Annotated in this window: 14 protein-coding genes and 2 tRNA genes; 11 read left to right on the top strand and 5 right to left on the bottom strand. The window is 62.4% G+C overall.

What is annotated here, in order from left to right:
- Positions 1 to 48 precede the first annotated feature (48 nt).
- Both ACYCFC_RS12960 and ACYCFC_RS12955 read right to left on the bottom strand, forming a co-directional pair.
- Positions 49 to 135: transfer RNA gene (locus tag ACYCFC_RS12960), tRNA-Leu, on the bottom strand.
- 95 nt (positions 136 to 230) lie between these two features.
- Positions 231 to 317: transfer RNA gene (locus ACYCFC_RS12955), tRNA-Leu, on the bottom strand.
- Positions 318 to 522: 205 nt separating this feature from the next.
- Between ACYCFC_RS12955 and rnr the strand changes: the two genes are divergently transcribed.
- The 10 genes from rnr (at position 523) to ACYCFC_RS12905 (ending at position 13,346) form a co-directional block, all read left to right on the top strand.
- Positions 523 to 3,057 (top strand): ribonuclease R, encoded by a 2,535-nt coding sequence (rnr, locus tag ACYCFC_RS12950; RefSeq protein WP_459651834.1) that lies wholly within the window; start codon positions 523 to 525, stop codon positions 3,055 to 3,057.
- A complete protein-coding gene (gene rlmB, locus ACYCFC_RS12945) occupies positions 3,054 to 3,797 on the top strand; it encodes a 23S rRNA (guanosine(2251)-2'-O)-methyltransferase RlmB (RefSeq protein ID WP_181083049.1) in 744 nt (247 codons plus the stop codon). The genes rnr and rlmB overlap by 4 nt, the downstream gene beginning before the upstream one ends.
- Positions 3,798 to 4,063: 266 nt before the next feature.
- Positions 4,064 to 5,683 carry an ATP-binding protein gene (locus tag ACYCFC_RS12940; protein ID WP_459651833.1) on the top strand — a complete coding sequence of 540 codons (1,620 nt, stop codon included), beginning with the start codon at positions 4,064 to 4,066 and terminating at the stop codon, positions 5,681 to 5,683.
- Positions 5,684 to 5,863: 180 nt separating this feature from the next.
- Complete coding sequence (gene rpsF / locus ACYCFC_RS12935; protein ID WP_181083051.1) at positions 5,864 to 6,289, top strand: 30S ribosomal protein S6; 426 nt, start codon at positions 5,864 to 5,866, stop codon at positions 6,287 to 6,289.
- A gap of 28 nt (positions 6,290 to 6,317) precedes the next feature.
- Positions 6,318 to 6,548 carry a 30S ribosomal protein S18 gene (gene rpsR, locus ACYCFC_RS12930; protein WP_181083052.1) on the top strand — a complete coding sequence of 77 codons (231 nt, stop codon included), beginning with the start codon at positions 6,318 to 6,320 and terminating at the stop codon, positions 6,546 to 6,548.
- Between the two features lie 37 nt (positions 6,549 to 6,585).
- On the top strand, positions 6,586 to 7,479 hold the full coding sequence (locus ACYCFC_RS12925; protein WP_459651832.1) for a hypothetical protein: 894 nt from the start codon (positions 6,586 to 6,588) through the stop codon (positions 7,477 to 7,479).
- A gap of 21 nt (positions 7,480 to 7,500) precedes the next feature.
- The gene (rplI, locus tag ACYCFC_RS12920) at positions 7,501 to 7,947 is read left to right on the top strand and encodes a 50S ribosomal protein L9 (protein WP_181083054.1); all 447 of its coding nucleotides are present in this window, start codon (positions 7,501 to 7,503) and stop codon (positions 7,945 to 7,947) included.
- Between the two features lie 109 nt (positions 7,948 to 8,056).
- Positions 8,057 to 9,451, top strand: a complete 1,395-nt coding sequence (gene dnaB / locus ACYCFC_RS12915) for a replicative DNA helicase (RefSeq protein ID WP_181083055.1) — start codon at positions 8,057 to 8,059, stop codon at positions 9,449 to 9,451.
- A 319-nt stretch (positions 9,452 to 9,770) separates the two neighbouring features.
- Positions 9,771 to 10,847 carry an alanine racemase gene (gene alr / locus ACYCFC_RS12910; RefSeq protein WP_181083056.1) on the top strand — a complete coding sequence of 359 codons (1,077 nt, stop codon included), beginning with the start codon at positions 9,771 to 9,773 and terminating at the stop codon, positions 10,845 to 10,847.
- Positions 10,848 to 11,066: 219 nt separating this feature from the next.
- Positions 11,067 to 13,346, top strand: coding sequence for a YgiQ family radical SAM protein (locus ACYCFC_RS12905; protein WP_459651831.1), 2,280 nt, complete (start codon positions 11,067 to 11,069; stop codon positions 13,344 to 13,346).
- A gap of 220 nt (positions 13,347 to 13,566) precedes the next feature.
- On the opposite strand, the gene ACYCFC_RS12900 is transcribed toward ACYCFC_RS12905, so the two are convergent.
- Both ACYCFC_RS12900 and ACYCFC_RS12895 read right to left on the bottom strand, forming a co-directional pair.
- Positions 13,567 to 15,534, bottom strand: a complete 1,968-nt coding sequence (locus tag ACYCFC_RS12900; RefSeq protein ID WP_459651830.1) for a methyl-accepting chemotaxis protein — start codon at positions 15,532 to 15,534, stop codon at positions 13,567 to 13,569.
- A gap of 48 nt (positions 15,535 to 15,582) precedes the next feature.
- Entirely contained in the window at positions 15,583 to 17,196 is a 1,614-nt protein-coding gene (locus ACYCFC_RS12895; RefSeq protein ID WP_459651829.1) for a diguanylate cyclase, read from the bottom strand.
- A 214-nt stretch (positions 17,197 to 17,410) separates the two neighbouring features.
- Here ACYCFC_RS12895 and ACYCFC_RS12890 point away from each other — a divergent pair, with 214 nt between their 5' ends.
- The gene (locus tag ACYCFC_RS12890) at positions 17,411 to 18,460 is read left to right on the top strand and encodes a DUF2333 family protein (RefSeq protein ID WP_459653992.1); all 1,050 of its coding nucleotides are present in this window, start codon (positions 17,411 to 17,413) and stop codon (positions 18,458 to 18,460) included.
- A gap of 314 nt (positions 18,461 to 18,774) precedes the next feature.
- Here the strand turns inward: ACYCFC_RS12890 and ACYCFC_RS12885 are convergent, their stop codons facing one another.
- On the bottom strand, positions 18,775 to 20,115 hold the full coding sequence (locus tag ACYCFC_RS12885) for a sigma-54-dependent transcriptional regulator (protein WP_181086951.1): 1,341 nt from the start codon (positions 20,113 to 20,115) through the stop codon (positions 18,775 to 18,777).
- Between the last annotated feature and the right edge of the window lie 104 nt (positions 20,116 to 20,219).

The raw sequence follows: 20,219 nt of genomic DNA, 5'->3' as shown, positions 1-20,219 counted from the left end.
GGGTTGAAACGAAAAAACCGAGCCAGTGGCTCGGTTTTTTCTGAAGAGTGGTGCCCAGGAGAAGACTCGAACTTCCACGGTGTTGCCACCGCTAGGACCTGAACCTAGTGCGTCTACCAATTCCGCCACCTGGGCACATTGCGATGATTGCTCATCGACTTTCTTGTCGATTGTGGTCGAAGTCGACAGGCTTCGTTTTTCAATCACGCGGAAACAGTGTTATCGAAGAGTGGTGCCCAGGAGAAGACTCGAACTTCCACGGTGTTGCCACCGCTAGGACCTGAACCTAGTGCGTCTACCAATTCCGCCACCTGGGCACTGCAAAACGATGTTGCTTCTTCGTTTCCGTGTTACAACGTCTACCGGACATTGTGGGCGCGAACTATACGGGCGAGGTTGTACCTTGTAAAGCCCCGTCGGGTAAAAAAAAATTGTTCGAAAGCTGCCGCCGCGGCCCGTTTCGCGCTTCAATAGATACAGGGCGTTCTGCCTCTATAAATGAATGAAAGGTGACATCTCTTAATGGCCGATTGGCAATCCCTCGATCCCGAGGCCGCGCGTGAAGCGGAAAAGTACGAAAACCCCATTCCCAGCCGCGAGCTGATTCTCCAGCATCTGAGCGAGCGTGGCGCGCCAGCCGCGCGCGAGCAACTGGTAGAAGAGTTCGGGCTGAGCTCCGAAGAAGACATCGAGGCGCTGCGGCGCCGCCTGCGTGCGATGGAGCGCGACGGTCAGGTGATCTACACCCGGCGTGGCACCTATGCCCCGGTAGACAAGCTGGACCTGGTGTGTGGCCGTATCAGCGGTCATCGGGACGGCTTCGGTTTCCTGATTCCCGATGATGGCAGCGACGACCTGTTCCTCAGCCCCGCGCAGATGCGCCTGGTATTCGATGGCGACCGCGCTCTGGCCCGGGTGGCCGGCCTGGATCGCCGTGGACGCCGTGAAGGCGCCATCGTCGAGGTGATCAGTCGTGCTCACGAAACCATCGTCGGGCGCTACCAGGAAGAAAGCGACATCGGCTTCGTCATGGCCGACAACCCCAAGATCCAGCAGGAAGTGCTGGTCACGCCAGGGCGGTCGATGAATGCCAAGCCGGGCCAGTTCGTCGAGGTGAAAATCACCCACTGGCCGACCCAGCGCTTCCAGCCCCAGGGCGATATCGTCGAAGTCATCGGCAACTACATGGCGCCGGGCATGGAAATCGATGTGGCCCTGCGCAGCTTCGACATTCCGCATGTCTGGCCCGAGGCGGTGCTGAAAGAAGCGTCCCGGCTCAAGCCCGAAGTGGAGGAGAAGGACAAGCACAAGCGCGTCGATCTGCGCCACCTGCCTTTCGTTACCATCGACGGCGAAGATGCGCGCGATTTCGACGATGCGGTCTACTGCGAGAAGCCCGGTGGCTGGAAGCTGCTGACCGGCGGTTTCCGCCTGTATGTCGCCATTGCCGACGTTTCGCATTACGTGAAGGTGGGTTCGGCACTCGACAAGGAGGCCGAGGTGCGCGGCAACTCGGTGTATTTCCCCGAGCGCGTGGTGCCGATGCTGCCCGAGGCGCTGTCCAACGGCCTCTGCTCGCTCAATCCCGGAGTGGACCGGCTGGCGATGGTCTGCGAAATCACCCTGAGCAAGTCGGGCAAGATGACCGACTATCAGTTCTACGAAGCGGTGATCCATTCCCATGCGCGGCTGACCTACAACAAGGTCAGCTGCATGCTCGAACAGCCCAAGAGCACCGAGGGCAAGCAGCTGAGCGCGGAATACGCCGACGTGCTGCCGCATCTCAAGCACCTGCATGCGTTGTACAAGGTGCTGCTCAAGGCGCGCCATACCCGTGGCGCCATCGATTTCGAAACGCAGGAAACGCGAATCGTCTTCGGCGCCGGGCGCAAGATCGCGGCGATCAAGCCCACCGAGCGCAACGACGCGCACAAGCTGATCGAAGAGTGCATGCTCTGCGCCAACGTGGCGACTGCGCGCTTCCTGCAGGATCATGACATTCCCGGCCTGTATCGCGTGCATGACGGTCCGCCACTGGAGCGTCAGGAGAAACTGCGCGCTTTCCTCGGCGAGCTGGGTCTGAGCCTGCACAAGGGCAAGGAAGGGCCGACGCCCAAGGATTACCAGGCGCTGCTGGAGCATATTCAGGGTCGCCCCGATTTCCATGTGATCCAGACGGTGATGCTGCGCTCGCTCAGCCAGGCGGTCTACAGCCCGGACAACAATGGCCACTTCGGCCTCAATTACGAGGCTTACGCGCACTTCACCTCGCCCATTCGGCGCTATCCCGACCTGCTGATCCATCGTGCCATCCGCAGTGTGATCCGCTCGCGTCGCGAGACCTCGCATGTGCGCCGTGAAGGCGCGACCAGCATGCCCAAGGCGCGTATCTATCCCTATGACGAGGCGGCGCTGGAGCAGCTCGGCGAGCAGTGCTCAATGGCCGAGCGGCGTGCCGACGAGGCCACTCGTGACGTGGTGAACTGGCTCAAGTGCGAGTTCATGAAGGACCGGGTGGGTGAGAACTTTCCTGGCGTGATCACGGCTGTAACCGGCTTCGGGCTGTTCGTCGAACTGACGGATATCTACGTCGAGGGCCTGGTGCACGTGACGGCCATGCCGGGCGATTACTACCACTTCGATCCTTTGCATCACCGCCTTTCGGGTGAGCGCAGCGGGCGCAGTTTCCGTTTGGGCGACAGCGTCGAAGTGCGGGTGATGCGCGTCGATCTCGACGAACGCAAGATCGATTTCGAACTGATCGGCGGCGGTAGCAAGACTGGCATCGGCCAGCGTGGGGCGGCTGATGCCGGCAGCGAGCGCAAGGATGGACGCGGCAGGAAAGGTGCTGCGGGGGCTTCTGCCAGGGAGAAGGAGTCCGTCAGCGCTGATGTTCGTAAAAGCCACGAAATGAAAAAGGCGCTGCTTGGGGACGCGAAAGGCGGTAAGTCCGACGGCGGCAAGTCCAGGCGTGGCAGCCAGAAACCCAAGGCTGGCGGCAAGTCGTCAGCCAGGCCGGATGGAGGCGCGGCGGGCAAGCGCAAGGCCAAGCCATGAGCGATCTTGAGAAAATCTACGGCTTGCACGCCGTAGAGGCGCTGCTGCGTCATCACCCCAAGCGGGTCAAGCAGGTCTGGCTGGCGGAGGGGCGTGACGATCCGCGGGTCCAGACGCTGATCCAGCTGGCCGAACAGTCGAGGATTCGTGTCGGGCAATGTGAGCGTCGCGAGCTGGATGCCTGGGTGGAGGGTGTTCATCAGGGCGTTGTGGCCGATGTCAGCCCCAGCCAGGTCTGGGGCGATGCGATGCTCGAAGAGCTGCTGGACCGCACCGAGGGCACGCCCTTGCTGCTGGTGCTCGACGGTGTGACTGATCCGCACAACCTTGGCGCCTGCCTGCGTACGGCCGATGCCGCCGGTGCGCTGGCGGTGATCATCCCCAAGGACAAGTCGGCCACCCTCAACGCCACGGTGCGCAAGGTGGCCTGTGGCGCGGCGGAAGTGATTCCGCTGGTTGCGGTCACCAACCTTGCGCGAACCCTGGAGAAGCTGCAGCAGCGCGGGCTGTGGATCGTCGGCACGGCGGGTGAAGCCGAGCAGGAGATCTATGACCAGGACCTTCGGGGGCCGATCGTGCTGGTGATGGGCGCCGAGGGCAGGGGGATGCGGCGTCTGACGCGTGAGCATTGCGATTTCCTGGTGCGCCTGCCGATGGCCGGGAGTGTCAGCAGCCTCAACGTCTCGGTCGCCACCGGCGTCTGCCTGTTCGAGGCGCTACGTCAACGCCGCTCGGGCTAGGGCGCTAGCAGGCCGTTGAAAAAGAAGCTTTTTTTCAGCGGTCTGCAATGGCGAGTGCCAGGCTCGGCAGGTTTTCAAAGCGTTTGACAAGCGTTCCTGCGTCGCCTGGATTGATTTTCCTCCCGTTCGCAACGGAAGCCTTCTGCCGCTGTCCATTATCCGAATTAAGGCGCGGTTGTCGCGTCATCGCTCCCCTTTGGCTCTGGCCAAGGCCGTCGCTCGCTATCTGTCACTGAGCCGTCTCAGGCACGCATCATGGAGGCTGTATGCCGCAATACCCGTCTTTCGAGACGCTGTTCAGGATTTCCCCAAACGCCTATCTGTTGCTGGATCGTGATCGGGTCATTATCGATGCCAACACGGCCTACCTGCAGCTGGTCGCGCGTGATGCCCAGGGCATCCTTGGGCGGCGCGTTCAGGATGTGCTTGCCATCGATCTGCAGCTTTCCCAGGCCATGGTCGATGATTGTCTGGCCTCCGTCGCGCGGGTTTTTGCCTCGGGAGCGCCGGATACCCTGTCGGTCACCGGTCAGGGCGTTGCAGTCGGCGCCGTTCGTAAGGACTCTTGCTGGCGTATGACGCATACCCCGATACCGGACCTGCAAGGCAATACCGGCAGCATCCTGCAGTGCATCGAGGATATGGCCGAGCTGCAGAGGCATGCGCGCGACTCGCTGCATGGCGAGCTGGAGCAGTCGACATCCCAGGCTGCGTCGGTGCAGTCGCAAAGGCTTGAGGCGATCGGCAAGCTCACGGGAGGTATCGCCCATGATTTCAACAACATGCTGCAGATCATCGGTGGCAACCTGCAGCTGCTGCGGCGCAGTCTGGGTGCTGACGAAGCGGCGCAAAGGCGTCTGGGGTCGGCTGCAAATGGTGTAGACATGGGCGCGCGCCTTGCTTCGCAGCTGTTGGCTTTTGCCAGTCGGCAGCCTCTGCAGCCGCAGAGGGTGGATCTTGCCGAGATGATTGGGCGCGCGGAGGAGTGGTCGGGCGCTACGCCAGGGAGCGCTCTAACTGTAAGGCTCGATGTCCAGCCGGGGCTATGGCCGGTTTTTGTCGATGCGAGCAATCTGCAGGGCGCAATTCTGCGCCTCGTCGCCAATGCGCGGGAGGCCATGGCTCATGGCGGTGTGTTGAGCCTGCGCGCGCGCAATTGCTTGCTCGATGCCGATCGGCTTGCCGGCCAGCCGGGAGTCAAGGCCGGAGAGTACGTGGAACTCTGCGTGATCGATCAGGGCGAGGGAATGAGTCAGGAGGTGCTGGAGCATGCGTTCGAGCCCTTCTTCACTACCCGTCGCGGCGCCAGCGCTTCCGGGCTGGGGCTGAGCGTTGTCTATGGTTTCGTCAGGCAGAGTGGTGGCTTCGTCGTGCTGGAAAGCGAGAAGGGCAGGGGCACCTGCGTGCGTGTCTATCTGCCGGCGCATGTCGTTCAGGCTGGAAGCCCGCCTGAGCCTGGAGAGTACGATCAGCGGCACACGCCTGCTGCCGTCCAGGCAGTGGCAGAGGCGAGCGAAGGTCTGAAGATTCTTTTCGTCGAAGACGATCCCACCTTGCGCATGCTTACCGGCGAGGTGATGGATGAGCTCGGTCATGCGGTATGCCTGTGCGAGTCGGCCGAGGCTGCGTTGGAGCGGCTCGGACAGCAGCATTTCGATGTGCTGCTGACGGATGTCGGGCTGGCCGGCATGAGCGGTATCGAGCTGGTGCGCATGGCTCGTGAACGCGATGCCACGCTGAGCGTGGTGATTGCCTCGGGTTATGAGGTCGATGTGCGAAAGGAAGGCCTGGAAGGCTTGCGAACCATGCTCAAGCCCTATGACATCCATCAGGTCAGAACCCTGCTGGAAAATATCCGTGTCGAACGGGTAGCTGCCGGGTACTGAAAGCCTGGCTGGTTAAATAATCACCAGATCGCCTTGCGCGGCAGGCCGGGCTTCTCTAGAATTGCGCCCCTTGCCCGGATGGCAGGCGTTTGCGCGCCTCTCTGGCTGGCAAGGCAACACACTTTTCACTCCTTGCCTGATCCGCGTAGTGCGGCAGGCTGCAACCCGTAAGGAGCAACAATGCGTCATTACGAAATCATCTTTCTGGTCCATCCCGATCAGAGCGAGCAGGTTGGCGGCATGGTGGAGCGTTACACCAAGCTGATCGAAGAAGACGGCGGCAAGATTCATCGCCTGGAAGACTGGGGTCGTCGTCAGCTGGCTTACGCCATCAACAACGTCCACAAGGCTCACTACGTGATGCTGAACGTCGAGTGCAGCGGCAAGGCACTGGCTGAGCTGGAAGACAACTTCCGTTACAACGATGCCGTCATCCGTAACCTGGTCATCCGTCGCGACGAAGCCGTGACCGAACAGTCCGAGATGCTCAAGGCTGAGGAAAACCGTAGCGAGCGCCGCGAGCGTCGTGATCGCCCTGAATCTGACAATGTCAACGATAGCGATGACAGTGACAGCGACAGCCGCGACAACAACGCTGACGAGTAATCCACGGGTCTATTGAGGAGCCTATTTCATGGCACGTTTTTTCCGTCGTCGTAAGTTCTGCCGTTTCACCGCTGAAGACGTGAAAGAGATCGATTACAAGGATCTCAACACGCTGAAGGCCTACATTTCCGAAACCGGCAAGATTGTTCCAAGCCGTATCACCGGAACCAAAGCACGCTATCAGCGCCAGCTGGCCACCGCTATCAAGCGCGCCCGCTTCCTGGCCCTGTTGCCCTACACTGACAGCCACGGTCGTTGATCGAGCTGTTCGACAGTAAAAGGTAAGGATAGATCGCATGCGCGCCCTGGCTGAATTCATCATGCGCGGCCGTATGCAAGCCATCGTTGTGGTGGCTGGCTCTGCGGCATTGCCGATGTTGTTCTGGCTGTGTGCGGCTGCAGGTAGCCTGGTGCTGTTGCGCCGCGGGCTGAACGACGCGCTGGGTGTACTGGTCTGGGCTGTATTGCCCGCACTGGCCTGGTGGTATTTCGGTGATCCGCGAACGCTGCTGGTGCTGCTGGGAACCTTCGGGTTGGCGCTATTGCTGCGCAGTCAGAATGCCTGGCCCCGTGTGATGCTGTGCAGTGTGGGCCTCGGGCTGTTGTATGCCGTAGCGCTTGGTGCGGTATTCGGTGAGCCGATTGCGACGCTGGCGAGCGAGTTGCAGAAAGTGCTGCCCGACATGTTGTCGCAAGCCTATCAGCAGCTCTCGGTTGAAGAGCAGGCGCGGCTGGAGGCGTTGCTGATACCGGTCCTGACCGGTCTGTTGGCGGCGCTACTGCAGATCGTTACTCTGCTCAGCCTGATACTTGGGCGTTACTGGCAGGCGCTGCTGTACAACCCCGGTGGTTTCGGGCTCGAGTTCCGCGCACTGCGCTTTCCGCCAGTGCTGGCAATGCTGCTCCTGGCGGGCATGTTGTTCGGGCCGAGCCTGGGCGTACAGATGGCGATGCTGGCGCCGCTCTGCAGTGTTCCGCTGGTGTTTGCCGGTGTCGCGCTGCTTCACGGGCTGGTGTCGCAGGGCCGGATGCAGCGGTTCTGGCTGGTGGGGCTGTATGTCACGCTGGTGCTGTTCATGCAGGTGATTTATCCGTTACTGGCCGTGATGGCCATTGTCGACAGTTTGTTTGATTTTCGCGGTCGGGCATCTCGTGATGACGATGCGGGGCCTGCGAACGGTGAAGGTTAAAAGTTAAGAGGTAAGACTCAAATGGAAGTCATCCTGCTGGAAAAAGTCGCGAACCTGGGCAACCTGGGCGACAAGGTAAACGTCAAGTCTGGCTACGGTCGCAACTACCTGTTGCCGCAGCGCAAGGCTACTGCTGCAACGGCAGCCAACATCGCCGAGTTCGAAGCGCGTCGTGCCGACCTGGAAAAAGCTGCTGCCGAGCGCAAGGCTTCTGCCGAAACGCGCGCTGCTCAGCTGGCCGAGCTGGAAGTCACCATCACCGCTACCGCGGGCGATGAGGGCAAACTGTTCGGTTCCATCGGTACTCACGATATCGCCGACGCCCTGACTGCCTCTGGCGTGGAAGTGGCCAAGAGCGAAATCCGCCTGCCGAACGGCACCATCCGTCAGGTTGGTGAGTACGACGTAGCCGTGCACCTGCACAGCGACGTTGAAGCGACCGTGAAGCTGATCGTGATCGCTGGCTGATACTGGCCGTCGTCTGGCACCTCGGGTGCCCGGCGAGTAACATCGGGCACGTTTCCACGCGAGTGGGACGTGCCTTTTGTTTTTTTGTAATGCAAAGAATTCGAGTGCCATGAACGACATCAGCATCCCTCAGCAATACGATCTGGAAACCGCCGCACTCAAGGTGCCGCCGCATTCCATCGAGGCCGAACAGGCTGTGCTGGGTGGGTTGATGCTGGACAACAATGCCTGGGAGCGCGTGCTCGACCAGGTCTCCGACGGCGATTTCTATCGCCACGATCATCGCCTGATCTTCCGCGCCATCTTTACCCTGGCCGAGCGCAATTCGCCCTTCGACGTGGTGACCCTGTCCGAGCAGCTGGACAAGGAAGGTCATCTGCCGCAGGTAGGCGGTCTTGCCTACCTGGGTGAGCTGGCGAAGAACACGCCTTCGGTGGCCAATATCAAGGCCTATGCGCAGATCATTCGCGAGCGGGCCACGTTGCGCCAGCTGATCGGCATCAGCAATGAAATCGCTGACAGCGCCTATGCCCCGCAGGGACGAACCGGCGAAGAAATCCTCGACGAAGCCGAGCGCCTGATCTTCCAGATTGCCGAGGCGCGGCCCAAGACCGGCGGGCCCATCGGCATCAACGATATCCTGGTCAAGGCCATCGACCGCATCGACTCGCTGTTCAATGCCGGCGAAGCGATTACCGGTCTGTCGACCGGCTTCACCGATCTGGACGAGGCCACCAGCGGCCTGCAGCCGGCGGACCTGGTCATCGTCGCGGGGCGCCCGTCCATGGGCAAAACCACCTTTGCGATGAACCTGGTGGAAAACGCCGTACTGCGCTCCGACAAGGCGATTCTGGTCTACTCGCTGGAAATGCCTGCCGACTCCATCGTGATTCGTATGCTGGCCTCCCTGGGGCGGATCGACCAGACCAAGGTGCGGACCGGCAAGCTCAGCGACGACGACTGGCCGCGTCTGACCTCGGCGGTCAATCTGCTCAACGACCGCAAGCTGTTCATCGATGACACCGCCGGCATCTCCCCTTCGGAAATGCGCGCCCGCACCCGGCGCCTGGCGCGCGAGCACGGCGATATCGGCATGATCATGGTCGACTACCTGCAGCTGATGCAGATTCCCGGTTCCAGCGGCGACAACCGCACCAACGAGATTTCCGAGATTTCCCGCTCGCTCAAGGGCCTGGCCAAGGAATTCAACTGCCCGGTGGTGGCGCTGTCGCAGCTCAACCGCTCGCTGGAACAGCGCCCCAACAAGCGTCCGGTCAACTCCGACTTGCGTGAATCGGGGGCCATCGAGCAGGACGCCGATATCATCATGTTCGTCTACCGGGACGAGGTGTATCACCCGGAAACCGAATACAAGGGCGTGGCCGAGATCATCATCGGCAAACAGCGGAACGGCCCCATCGGCACCACGCGCCTGGCCTTCCTCGGCAAGTACTCGCGCTTCGAGAACCTCGCGCCGGGCAGCTACCAGTTCGATGATGAATAAGGCGGAAAGCCGATAAAAGCGCTGGAGGCTGAAAGGCGGGACGGAAAGGCAGGGGTGTTGGGGCTTCTTTATCGTGCGGGCGGTCAGGTGCTGCAAATATCGGCACTTTGCTCGTCGGATCATGCCTTCGGCTAATTCGGCCCGCGAAAAGCTTGACGCAGCGCTGTTGTAGGTCGGGTCATGCCTCACCGGCCCGACGAGCGGAGGCAAGGCCAGCAGAAAAGCTTGGCCTGGATTTGGCAAAAGCCCGCCCCCTGTCCAGCCTCTTGCTCAATAAGAGTAAGATTCCGCTTCACCTTCGCTGTGCAGGAACTCTCCCATGCGTCCCCTCGTTGCCACGGTCGATCTGGCCGCCATTCGTCACAACTATGCCCTGGCGAAACGCTGCGCGCCGGGTCGGCAGGCTTTTGCGGTGGTCAAGGCCGATGCTTACGGTCATGGGGCTGCGGCGGTGGTTGCGGCATTGCGCGAGGAGGCTGACGGTTTCGCCGTGTGCAGCGTCGAGGAGGCGCGCGTGGTGCGCGAACAGGCGCCAGAAGCCCGTCTGCTGCTGCTCGAAGGCTGTTTCGATACCGAGGACTATGCGGCGGCCATGGCGCTGGGGCTGGATATCTCGGTGCAGGGTGCCACGCAGGCGCAGCGGCTGCTGGACTGCCCGCCGGTACGGGCGCTGAATGTCTGGCTCAAGCTGGATTCGGGGATGCACCGGCTGGGTTTCGAGCCTGCCGAGCTGCAGCGCTGGGCAGAGCGTCTGCGCGGCGCGCCGCAGGTGGCGGAGGTCAACCTGATGAGCCACTTCGCCTGTGCCGATGAGCATCTGCACGCACTCACCGATCATCAGCTGGAGCGCTGCCACGGCATGCAGGGGTTCGCCTTCGATCAGCGCAGCTTCGCCAACTCCGCCGCCGTGCTGACCCTGGCGCCGGCGCATATGGACTGGCTGCGCCCCGGCATCATGCTCTACGGGGCTTCGCCCTTCGCCGAACGCAGTGCCGCCGAACTGGGGTTGCGCCCGGCCATGACGCTGACCGCCGAGGTGATCGCCATGCACGACGTGCCCGCCGGCGACAGCGTCGGCTATGGTGCGACCTGGGTGGCGCAGCGCCCGTCGCGCATCGGCACCGTCAGCTGCGGTTATGCCGACGGCTATCCGCGTCATGCGCCATCGGGTACGCCCGTCGTGGTTCGCGGCCAGCGCGTGCCGCTGGCGGGCAGGGTGTCGATGGACATGCTGGCGATCGACCTGACCGACCTTCCCGAAGCTGCCATCGGCGATGCGGTGGAGCTCTGGGGCGCGCAGCTGCCTGTCGACGAAGTGGCCCGGGCGAGCGGCACCATCGGTTACGAATTGCTCACCAAGGTGACGCAGCGAGTGCCGCGCAGATACGTCTTTTAACGCCCGTAGAAGCGCTTGAGGCTGGAGGCTGGACGAAAAAGCCTGACGAGGGATTGGCATTAGCCGTGTAGGGTGGATGACGCGAAGCTCATCCACCGGGCGGAACGGTGGATGTAAAAAACGACATCCACCCTACGATTTCCGACCTCTGTGCTGGGACATGCTGGTCATTTTTTGTGCTATATTCCGCGCCCGTTTTCGTTGCCCCGGTTTTTCGCCATGCACGTCGCCAAGCCTTTGTTTGACTATCCCAAATACTGGGCCGAATGTTTCGGTCCGGCGCCGTTCCTGCCGATGAGCAGGAAGGAGATGGATCAGCTCGGCTGGGATTCGTGCGACGTCATCATCGTCACCGGCGATGCCTACGTCGACCATCCCTCGTTCGGCATGGCGATCATCGGTCGGCTGCTGGAAGCCCAGGGTTTTCGCGTCGGCATCATCAGCCAGCCGGACTGGCAGAGCAAAGACGACTTCATGAAGCTCGGCGAGCCGAATCTGTTCTTCGGTATCGCCGCCGGCAACATGGACTCGATGATCAACCGCTACACTGCCGACCGCAAGGTACGTTCCGACGATGCCTACACCGCGGGTGGCCTGGCCGGCAAGCGGCCCGACCGCGCCAGCCTGGTCTACAGCCAGCGCTGCAAGGAAGCCTACAAGCACGTCCCGGTGGTGCTGGGCGGGATCGAGGCGTCGCTGCGGCGCATCGGCCATTACGATTACTGGTCGGACAAGGTGCGCCGTTCGATCCTGATGGACGCCACCGCCGACATCCTGCTCTACGGCAACGCCGAGCGCGCCATCGTCGAGGTGGCGCAGCGGCTGGCGCGCGGCGATGCCATCGGCGAGATCACCGACGTGCGCGGCACCGCCTTTATCCGCAAGGAAACTCCCGAGGGCTGGTTCGAGATCGACTCGACGCGCATCGATCGTCCGGGCAAGGTCGACCAGATCATCAACCCCTACGTCAGCACCCAGGACCTGCAGGCCTGCGCCATCGAAAAGGACAAGGGCCCTGCCGAGGATCCGAACGAGGCGAAAGTCGTCCAGTTGTTGCCCAATCCGAAGATCGAGCGCGACCGTACGGTGATCCGCCTGCCGTCGTTCGAGAAGGTGCGCAACGATGCGGCGCTGTACGCCCATGCCAACCGCGTGCTGCACCTGGAAACCAACCCCGGCAACGCCCGCGCGCTGGTGCAGCGTCATGGTGACCAGGACATCTGGCTCAACCCGCCGCCGATCCCGCTGACCACCGAGGAAATGGACTACGTGTTCGCCTCGCCCTTCGCCCGCGTGCCGCATCCGGACTACGGCGGAGCGAAGATCCCGGCTTACGAGATGATCCGCTTCTCGGTGAACATCATGCGCGGCTGCTTCGGCGGCTGCACCTTCTGCTCGATCACCGAGCACGAGGGACGGATCATCCAGAACCGCTCGCACGAATCGATCCTCAACGAGATCGAGGCCATGCGCGGCATGCCCGGCTTCACCGGTGTGGTCTCCGACCTCGGCGGGCCGACCGCCAACATGTACCGCCTGGCGTGCAAGAGCCATGACATCGAGAAGCACTGCCGCAAGCCGTCGTGCGTGTTCCCGGGTATCTGCGAGAACCTCGATACCGACCACAGCTCGCTGATCGAACTGTACCGCAAGGCTCGCGTGCTGCCCGGCGTGAAGAAGATTCTGATCGCTTCCGGCCTGCGCTACGACCTGGCGGTGGAGTCGCCGGAGTACGTCAAGGAACTGGTCACGCACCACGTCGGTGGCTACCTGAAGATCGCTCCGGAGCACACCGAGAAAGGCCCGCTGGACAAGATGATGAAGCCGGGCATCGGCAACTACGACCGCTTCAAGCGGATGTTCGAGAAGTACTCGAAGGAGGCGGGCAAGGAGCAATACCTGATCCCTTACTTCATCGCCGCGCATCCGGGCACCACCGACGAGGACATGATGAACCTCGCGCTGTGGCTCAAGGCCAACGGTTTCCGCGCCGACCAGGTGCAGGCCTTCTATCCTTCGCCGATGGCCAGCGCCACGGCCATGTACCACACCGGCAAGAACCCGCTGCGCAAGGTCACCTACAAGAGCGAGGAGGTGACCATCGTCAAGAGCGAGGAGCAGCGCCGGTTGCACAAGGCCTTCCTGCGCTACCACGACCCCAAGGGCTGGCCGATGCTGCGCGAGGCGTTGCTGCGCCTGGGCCGTGGCGATCTGATCGGTAGTGGCAAGCACCAGCTGATCCCGGCTCATCAGCCGGCGGTGGATGGCTATCACAGCGCCCGTCGCAAGAACTCCACACCGGTCGGCAGCAAGAAAGCCGGGCAGGGCGGGCAGATTCTCACACAGCACAACGGCCTGCCGCCGCGCAGCCACGACGGCAACGCCTGGGACAAGCGCGAGCAGGCCAAGGCCGCCGCCGAGGCCCGGCGCAAGGCTGCGGCAGGTGCGGGCAAGGCGAAGCCGGCGGGCAAGGGGCGCGGCAAGCCTGTTCCTCGATAACGGAGGCGTCGGGTTACTCCATCGGATCGTCGGATTACGCCTTCGGAAACCCGGATTACGCCTTCGGCTAATCCAGGCTACGAACTGCGCATCTTTGGCCGAATAAATTCGGCTCTACAGGTGGAGGTCATCAGATGTAGGTCGGGTCACGCTTCATCGACCCGACGAGCGGAGCCTCGGTGGATGTAAAAAGCGACATCCACCCTACGCTAGCTTGCAGCTACACCCGAAACGTCTGTGTCGTCTGGTTCAGGTCATTGGCCAGGCGCAGCATCTGTTCGCTCTGCTCACGGCCACGGCTGATGTGGCCGAGGTTGCTGTCGCCCAGTTGATGGATGTGTTCGCTGTGACTGCGGATTTCACTGACGGCGCCGCTCTGTTGCGAGGTGGCCTGGGCGATCTGCTCGGCCATGTGTTCGATGGTGCCGATGGTGGCGACGATCTGGTCCAGCGCCAGGTCGGCGGTTTCGGCCAGTTCGGCAGTGGCCGTGGCGTGCTCGACCTGCACGCGCATGGCCTCCACTGACTGATTCGCGGTTTTCTGCAGGTTGCCGATCAGTTGCTGTATTTCCTCGGTGGCGCCGCTGGTGCGTTGCGCCAGGGTGCGCACTTCGTCGGCCACCACGGCAAAGCCACGGCCCTGCTCGCCGGCTCTGGCCGCTTCGATGGCAGCGTTCAGGGCGAGCAGGTTGGTCTGCTCGGCGATGGAGCGGATGACGGTCAGCACCTTGCCGATGGTGTTGGTTTCGTCGGCCAGACGCTCGATGGCCAGCGCATTGCCCTGCACTTCGCTGACCAGATGCTGCAGGCCCGTGAGGCTCTGGCTGATGTCCTGTTGCCCTTGGGCAACGGCCTGACTGGCTGAACGGCTGGCTTCGGCAGTCTGCCCGGCGCCGTCGGCGACGTTCTGGATGGTCGCCTCCAGTTCGCCCAGCGAGTCGCGAATCTGTGCGGTATCGCTGGTCTGGCGGGTAGCGGCCTGGTACAGGTCATTGCTCATCTGAGCCAGGCTGCCGCTGTTGCCCGCAACCTCCTGGGCATGCTGGCGCAAGGTGCCGACCAGCGTTACCAGGTAACTCCTCAACTGGTTCAGTGAGGTTTCGATTTCGATCATTTCCGGCGTCTTCGAGCCGAGCTGGACGGTTTTCCCGAAATCGCCCTGGGCCCAGGCGTGCAGGGCGGGTGCCAGTTGTCCCAATGCGCGTGTCAAGTGACGCTGGAGGCGATCGATGGCGAAGGCGACAAGCAATATCAGGACGATGATGGTGCCCTGAATCAGGCGTACTTCCGCCTGGATGCGCCCGTGTTCGGCGCGAACGACGGGCTCCAGTTCCGCGAGTGCCTGCTGCAGCATGGCAATCCGCTGCTCGCTGCTGGCCAACAGTTGGCTGCGCTGGCCGATCAGTTCCTGGGTGCGGCGCAGTTCGCCAGGGTAGCGCTTGAGCAGGCTGGCGATATCGCGTTTGAGCGCGATGCCCTTGTCTTCGCTGACTTGTTCGGCCTGTTCGCTGCCCTGCAGGTCGAGCAGAGCGGCGAAGGTGCTGCTGCCGGATTGCTGTTCTGTGGCGATGCCAAGCAGCGGCAGGGTTTGGAGGGTGGCGATTTCCCTGTTCAGCCTTTGCAGAGCCTGCTCGGCCTCGGCGGCCAGTGCGTCCTGGCCGCTGGCAACCAGTCTGCCGCGTGCATGGCTCAGACGTAGCAGCTGGCGGCTGGCTTCGAATACCGTGCTCTGGTAGGCCGCTGCGCTCGGCTGATCGCTCTGTTCGGCATACTGCTGCAGTTGCGCCAGTGCCGCGATCATTTCACGTTCGGCCTGCAATAGCAGACCCTGCGGATCACCGGCCAGCTTGCCAGCTGCCAGCAGTTCGCTGGCGGTGAACTGGCTGAGCTGTTCGAGGCTGGGTATCAGGCGTTCGGCGAACTGGGTGGGCAGGGCGGAGATGTCGCTTGCCAGGGTGTCCAGCGCCTGCAGTGCCGCGCTGTGCTGCAGCGCATCACCGCTGGCCAGATAACCCTGGATATTGCCGGCGACAGGCTGCTCAAACTGCTGGGAAATACCAAGATAGCGCTCCATCAACTGATAGGGGCGCTCCAGCGCACGCTCCGACCACCAGAGCGTGGCGCCCAGAGCGAGGCAGATGGCAACGAGCAGCAGCGTGTTGACTGTTGTGAGCGACTTCAGGCGCATGCCGGCCTCCGGATGAGTAGGAGGCCCGCAATATATGGCTATCTGATGTCAGTTACGTGACAGCGGAAAGACCTCGACACGGTTGCGCCCGGCGTTCTTGGCGCGGTACAGGGCTTCGTCGGCCTGCTGGGTCAGCATTTTCACATCGGCGCTGGGTGTGAGTTGCGTAATGCCGCAACTGAAGGTGCAGGACAGATCGGCAGGTTGCGCCGGAAAGCGGATTTCCGAGAAGCGCTGGCGAATCTCGTCGAGTACCCGGCAGGCGTTTTCCTGCGTGGTGTCGGGCAGCACGACGGCGAATTCCTCGCCACCGTAACGTCCGATGCAGTCGGTCTTGCGCAGGCGCTGCTTGAGAAACAGCGCCAGGCTCTTGATCACCCGGTCGCCCATGGGATGCCCGTAGGTGTCGTTGACTTGCTTGAAGTGATCGATATCGACCATGGCGAAACACAGGGGGCTGTTGTCGCGCTGTGCCCGCGTGCTGGCATCCTCGAGCAACTGCAGGCTGTGGGTGTGGTTGTAGAGACCGGTCAGGCTGTCACGAACGATTCGGGCCTTGAGGTTGCGCGCTCGCTCGGCACGGGTGCGCACGGTGGCGATCAGATGGCTGGGCTTGATCGGTTTGGTCAGGAAATCGTCGCCACCTTCGTTCATCGCACTGAGTTGCTTGTCCAGATCGTCTTCGGCGGACAGGTAGATGATCGGTACGCTGACGTAGCGCTCGTGCTGGCGAATTACCTTGGCCAGTTCGGTGCCCATGCATTCGGGCATGTACATGTCGAGAATGATCAGGTCCGGTTGGAACTCGGCCAGATAGCTGATCGCCAGAATCGGCTCGTTGAGCGTTCGGGTGATGATTCCGGCGTTGTTCAGGACGCGCTCGGTATGCGTCGCCTGCGCGCGCGAGTCATCGATGATGAGTACCCGGAAAGGCTCGTAGTAGGCGGTTCGAGTATGGATCTCGATCTTTTCCAGCAGGCTCGATGCATCCAGAGATTCGATGAAAAGCTCCTGCCCGCCAGCGCGTACAGCCGCCAGGCGTGTGGGCGTGTCCGTGTCCTGCTGGCTGAAGAAGATCAGCGGCAGTTTTTCTTCCAGCCCCTGCTGCACGCGTTCGGCCAGTCTGAGTCCCTCGCCGGCGCCGTTGAAGTCGACATCCATGACGATGGCTGCCGGATGGCGAAGGTGCATCGCTGCGCGGAACTCGTGGTCGCTGGCAAAGGCCTGTGCGCTCATGCTGAAGAATTCCAGCTGGCGTACGATATGGCTGGCGCGCTCGTGGTCGTCCAGGGCGATATAGACCGGCTTGTTCAGGGAGGGGGTGTGGGCGGCCGGGCCGCGCGAATCGCCGTTGCGCAGGCCGGTGCGGGCGAGCCGGTAGATCAACTGACTGAGGGTGGCGATGATATCGCTGGACAGGCGACCGCGATTGTCATCGATATCGCCGAGACAGTCCTCTATCTCCAGCGCAAGTTGATGATGCTCGGCCTGGTCGAAGCGCCCGGCAAAACGCTGCAGCCGCTGATTGGCTTCGGCGAGGGCGGCGCGATAGGAAGCATTCCACTCGTTGCGTTGCACCTGTTGCCAGACTTCGAGCACTTCCCGGGCCTGGTGAATGACCCGCTGCGCGAAGTGTTGTTTGAGTTCTTCCTGGTCCGACATGTCTGCTTCCTGAGCGCTGCGACAATCACGTGCAGCGTTATGCTGGCGGCATGCTATCACTTGCCCGTCCGGTTCAAGATGGCGGCAAAGGTGGTCTGGTTCTCATTATGGCGATTGGCGTCGGCAGCTGCGTTATAGTGAAGCGCCCGCCGCAACGCTCCAGATGACTGGCGGTCGAACCTCTGAACTCTGAAAGAGAGAAGGACAGATGTCTATGTTGGATTGGAAGAACCGCTTCGGTCGTCTCGGCTCGTCGGAGAATAGCGCGACTGCGCACGGAACGAGCCGCAATCCATTATGGCTGGCGCTGGTCGCCGTGGTCGGTCTGTATCTGCTGGTGACCCTGATCCTGGGCTGGTACTGGAGCAGCGAGCCCGATCGGTTTGCGGTGCAGCAGCACGTCCGCCAGGCGGCAGAGACCTCGCAGCGGCAGATCGTCAATGGCTACACCACCGTTGAGACCCTCAGGCAGGTCGCCACGACCCTGCTGGACAAGCCGGGCGGCTATCTGACCAATGACGTGGCGCCTCCCGGCCTGTGGCTGGACAACATGCCCAGTTGGGAATACGGCGTGCTGGTGCAGGTGCGCGACCTCAGCCGTGCGTTGCGCAAGGACTTCGCCCGCTCGCAGTCGCAGTCGACCGAAGACCCCGATCTGTCCAAGGCCGAGCCGCTGTTCAACTTCGACAACCGCAGCTGGGCATTGCCGGCAACCGAGTCGGAGTACCGCAACGGCCTCCGCCATCTGGACAACTACCTGGCGCGTTTGAGCGACCCTGCGCCCAAGGCGCAGTTCTATTCGCGCGCGGACAACCTCAACAACTGGCTCGGCGACGTGGGGACTCGTCTGGGATCGCTGTCCCAGCGCCTGTCCGCCAGCGTCGGGCGGGCGCGCCTGGATACCGCGAGTGCCGCGGAACTGGAGTCCGAAGGCATGGTGGTCGAGGAGGATCGCGTCGAGACCTCCTGGCTGCAGATCGACAACGTCTTCTACGAAGCCCGTGGCCAAGCCTGGGCCTTGTCGCATCTGCTGCGCGCCATCGAAGTGGATTTTGCCGACGTGCTGGCCAAGAAGAACGCCACGATCAGCGTCAGGCAGATCATCCGCGAACTGGAGGCCGCGCAGGAGCCGCTGTGGAGCCCGATGGTGCTCAATGGCAGCGGCTATGGCGTCCTCGCCAACCACTCGCTGGTGATGGCCAACTATATTTCCCGCGCGAACGCAGCAATCATCGACCTGCGTAATCTGCTGTCGCAGGGGTAAGAAGCCGATAAGAGCGCTTGAGGCTGGAAGGCTGGACGAAAAAGCTGGACAGAGGTTTGGCGTTAGGCCGCACACTGTCCAGCCTCCAGCCTCCAGCCTCCAGCCTCCAGCCTCCAGCCTCCAGCCTCCAGCCTCCAGCCTCCAGCCTCCAGCCTCCAGCCTCCAGCCTCCAGCCTCCAGCCTCCAGCCTCCAGCCTCCAGCCTCCAGCCTCCAGCCTCCAGCCTCCAGCCTCCAGCCTCCAGCTGTAGGTCGGGTCACGCTCCACCGACCCGACGAGCGGAGGTGAGGGCCGGAAAAAGCCTGCCCCCCTTACTTAATCCAACCCCAGTTTCTTCAGCCGATAGCGCATGGAGCGGAAGGTCAGACCCAGGCGCTGGGCGGCGGCGGTGCGGTTCCAGCGGGTTTCTTCGAGCGCCTGCATGATCAGCTTGCGCTCGACGTCTTCCAGGTGGTCTTCCAGATTGTCGATCTGCGCCAGGCTCGCTTCTCCGCTTTCGCCAACGCCGGGAGCTTCGCTCAGGCGCAGGTCGCCGGCCTTGATTTCCTCGTCTTCACACAATGTGTAGGCGCGCTCCAGCATGTTCTCCAGCTCGCGCACGTTACCTGGAAAACGATAGTTCTGCAGTTTCGCCAGGGCGTCGGCATGCAGGCGCGCCGTGCTGTCACCGCATTCATCGGCGAGCCGGCGCAGCATGGCGTCGGCGAGCAGGGCGATATCCTCGCGGCGCTCGCGCAGGGGCGGGACGCGCAACTCGATGACGTTCAGACGGTAGTAGAGATCCTGGCGGAAACGGCCTGCCGCGACTTCGGCGGCGAGATCCTTGTGGGTGGCGCAAAGTACGCGCACGTCCACCACCGCCTCCTTGGCGCCGCCAACCGGGCGGACGGCTTTTTCCTGAATGGCGCGCAGCAGCTTGACCTGCATGCTCAGCGGCAGATCGGCGACTTCATCGAGAAACAGGGTGCCGCCGTTGGCTTCCTGAAACAGGCCGGGCTTGTCTTCGATGGCGCCGGTAAAGCTGCCCTTCTTGTGGCCAAAAAACTCGCTTTCCATCAGCTCCGAGGGAATCGCCCCGCAGTTGACCGGAATGAAGGGGCGTTCGTGGCGTGGGCCCTGCTCGTGGATCAGGCGCGCCACCAGTTCCTTGCCGCTGCCGGATTCGCCACTGATATACACCGGCGCCTGGCTGCGGGCGAGTTTGCCGATCTGCTTGCGCAGCAGATTCATCGGCGGCGAGGTGCCGAGCAGACGGTTGTCGGCGGTCAGGTCATTGGGATTGGGCGTGCGCAGGCGTAGTGCGGTATTGACCAGTTCGCGCAGACGCCCGAGATCCACCGGTTTGGTCAGGAAGTCGAAGGCGCCAGCCTTGAGTGCACCGATGGCGGTGTCGAGGCTGCCGTAGGCGGTGATCATCGCCACCGGCAGGTGCGGGTACTGCTGCTGGATGAACTGCACCAGTTCCAGCCCGCAGCCGTCGGGCAGGCGCATGTCGGTGAGGCACAGATCGTAATGTTCGCGCGCCAGACATTCGCGGGCTTCCTTGAGGTTGCGGGCGCTACGGGTGTCGAGTTTCATCCGCCCCAGGGTGATCTCCAGGAGTTCCCGGATGTCGGGTTCGTCATCGATGATCAAGGCTTTCTGGCGGGCGGTCATGGTCTCGGTCTTTCAGTGGCGGCAGGGCGTCCGGATGGCGCAGGCGACAATGTTAACGTTACAGCACGTGTTTTGTACTCGGGCTGTGAGCGATGTGTGACCTG

Source organism: Stutzerimonas sp. NM35, assembly GCF_054604355.1.
The sequence above is the reverse complement of the archived record's forward strand: the minus strand, read 5'-3'. Positions and strand labels throughout refer to the sequence as shown.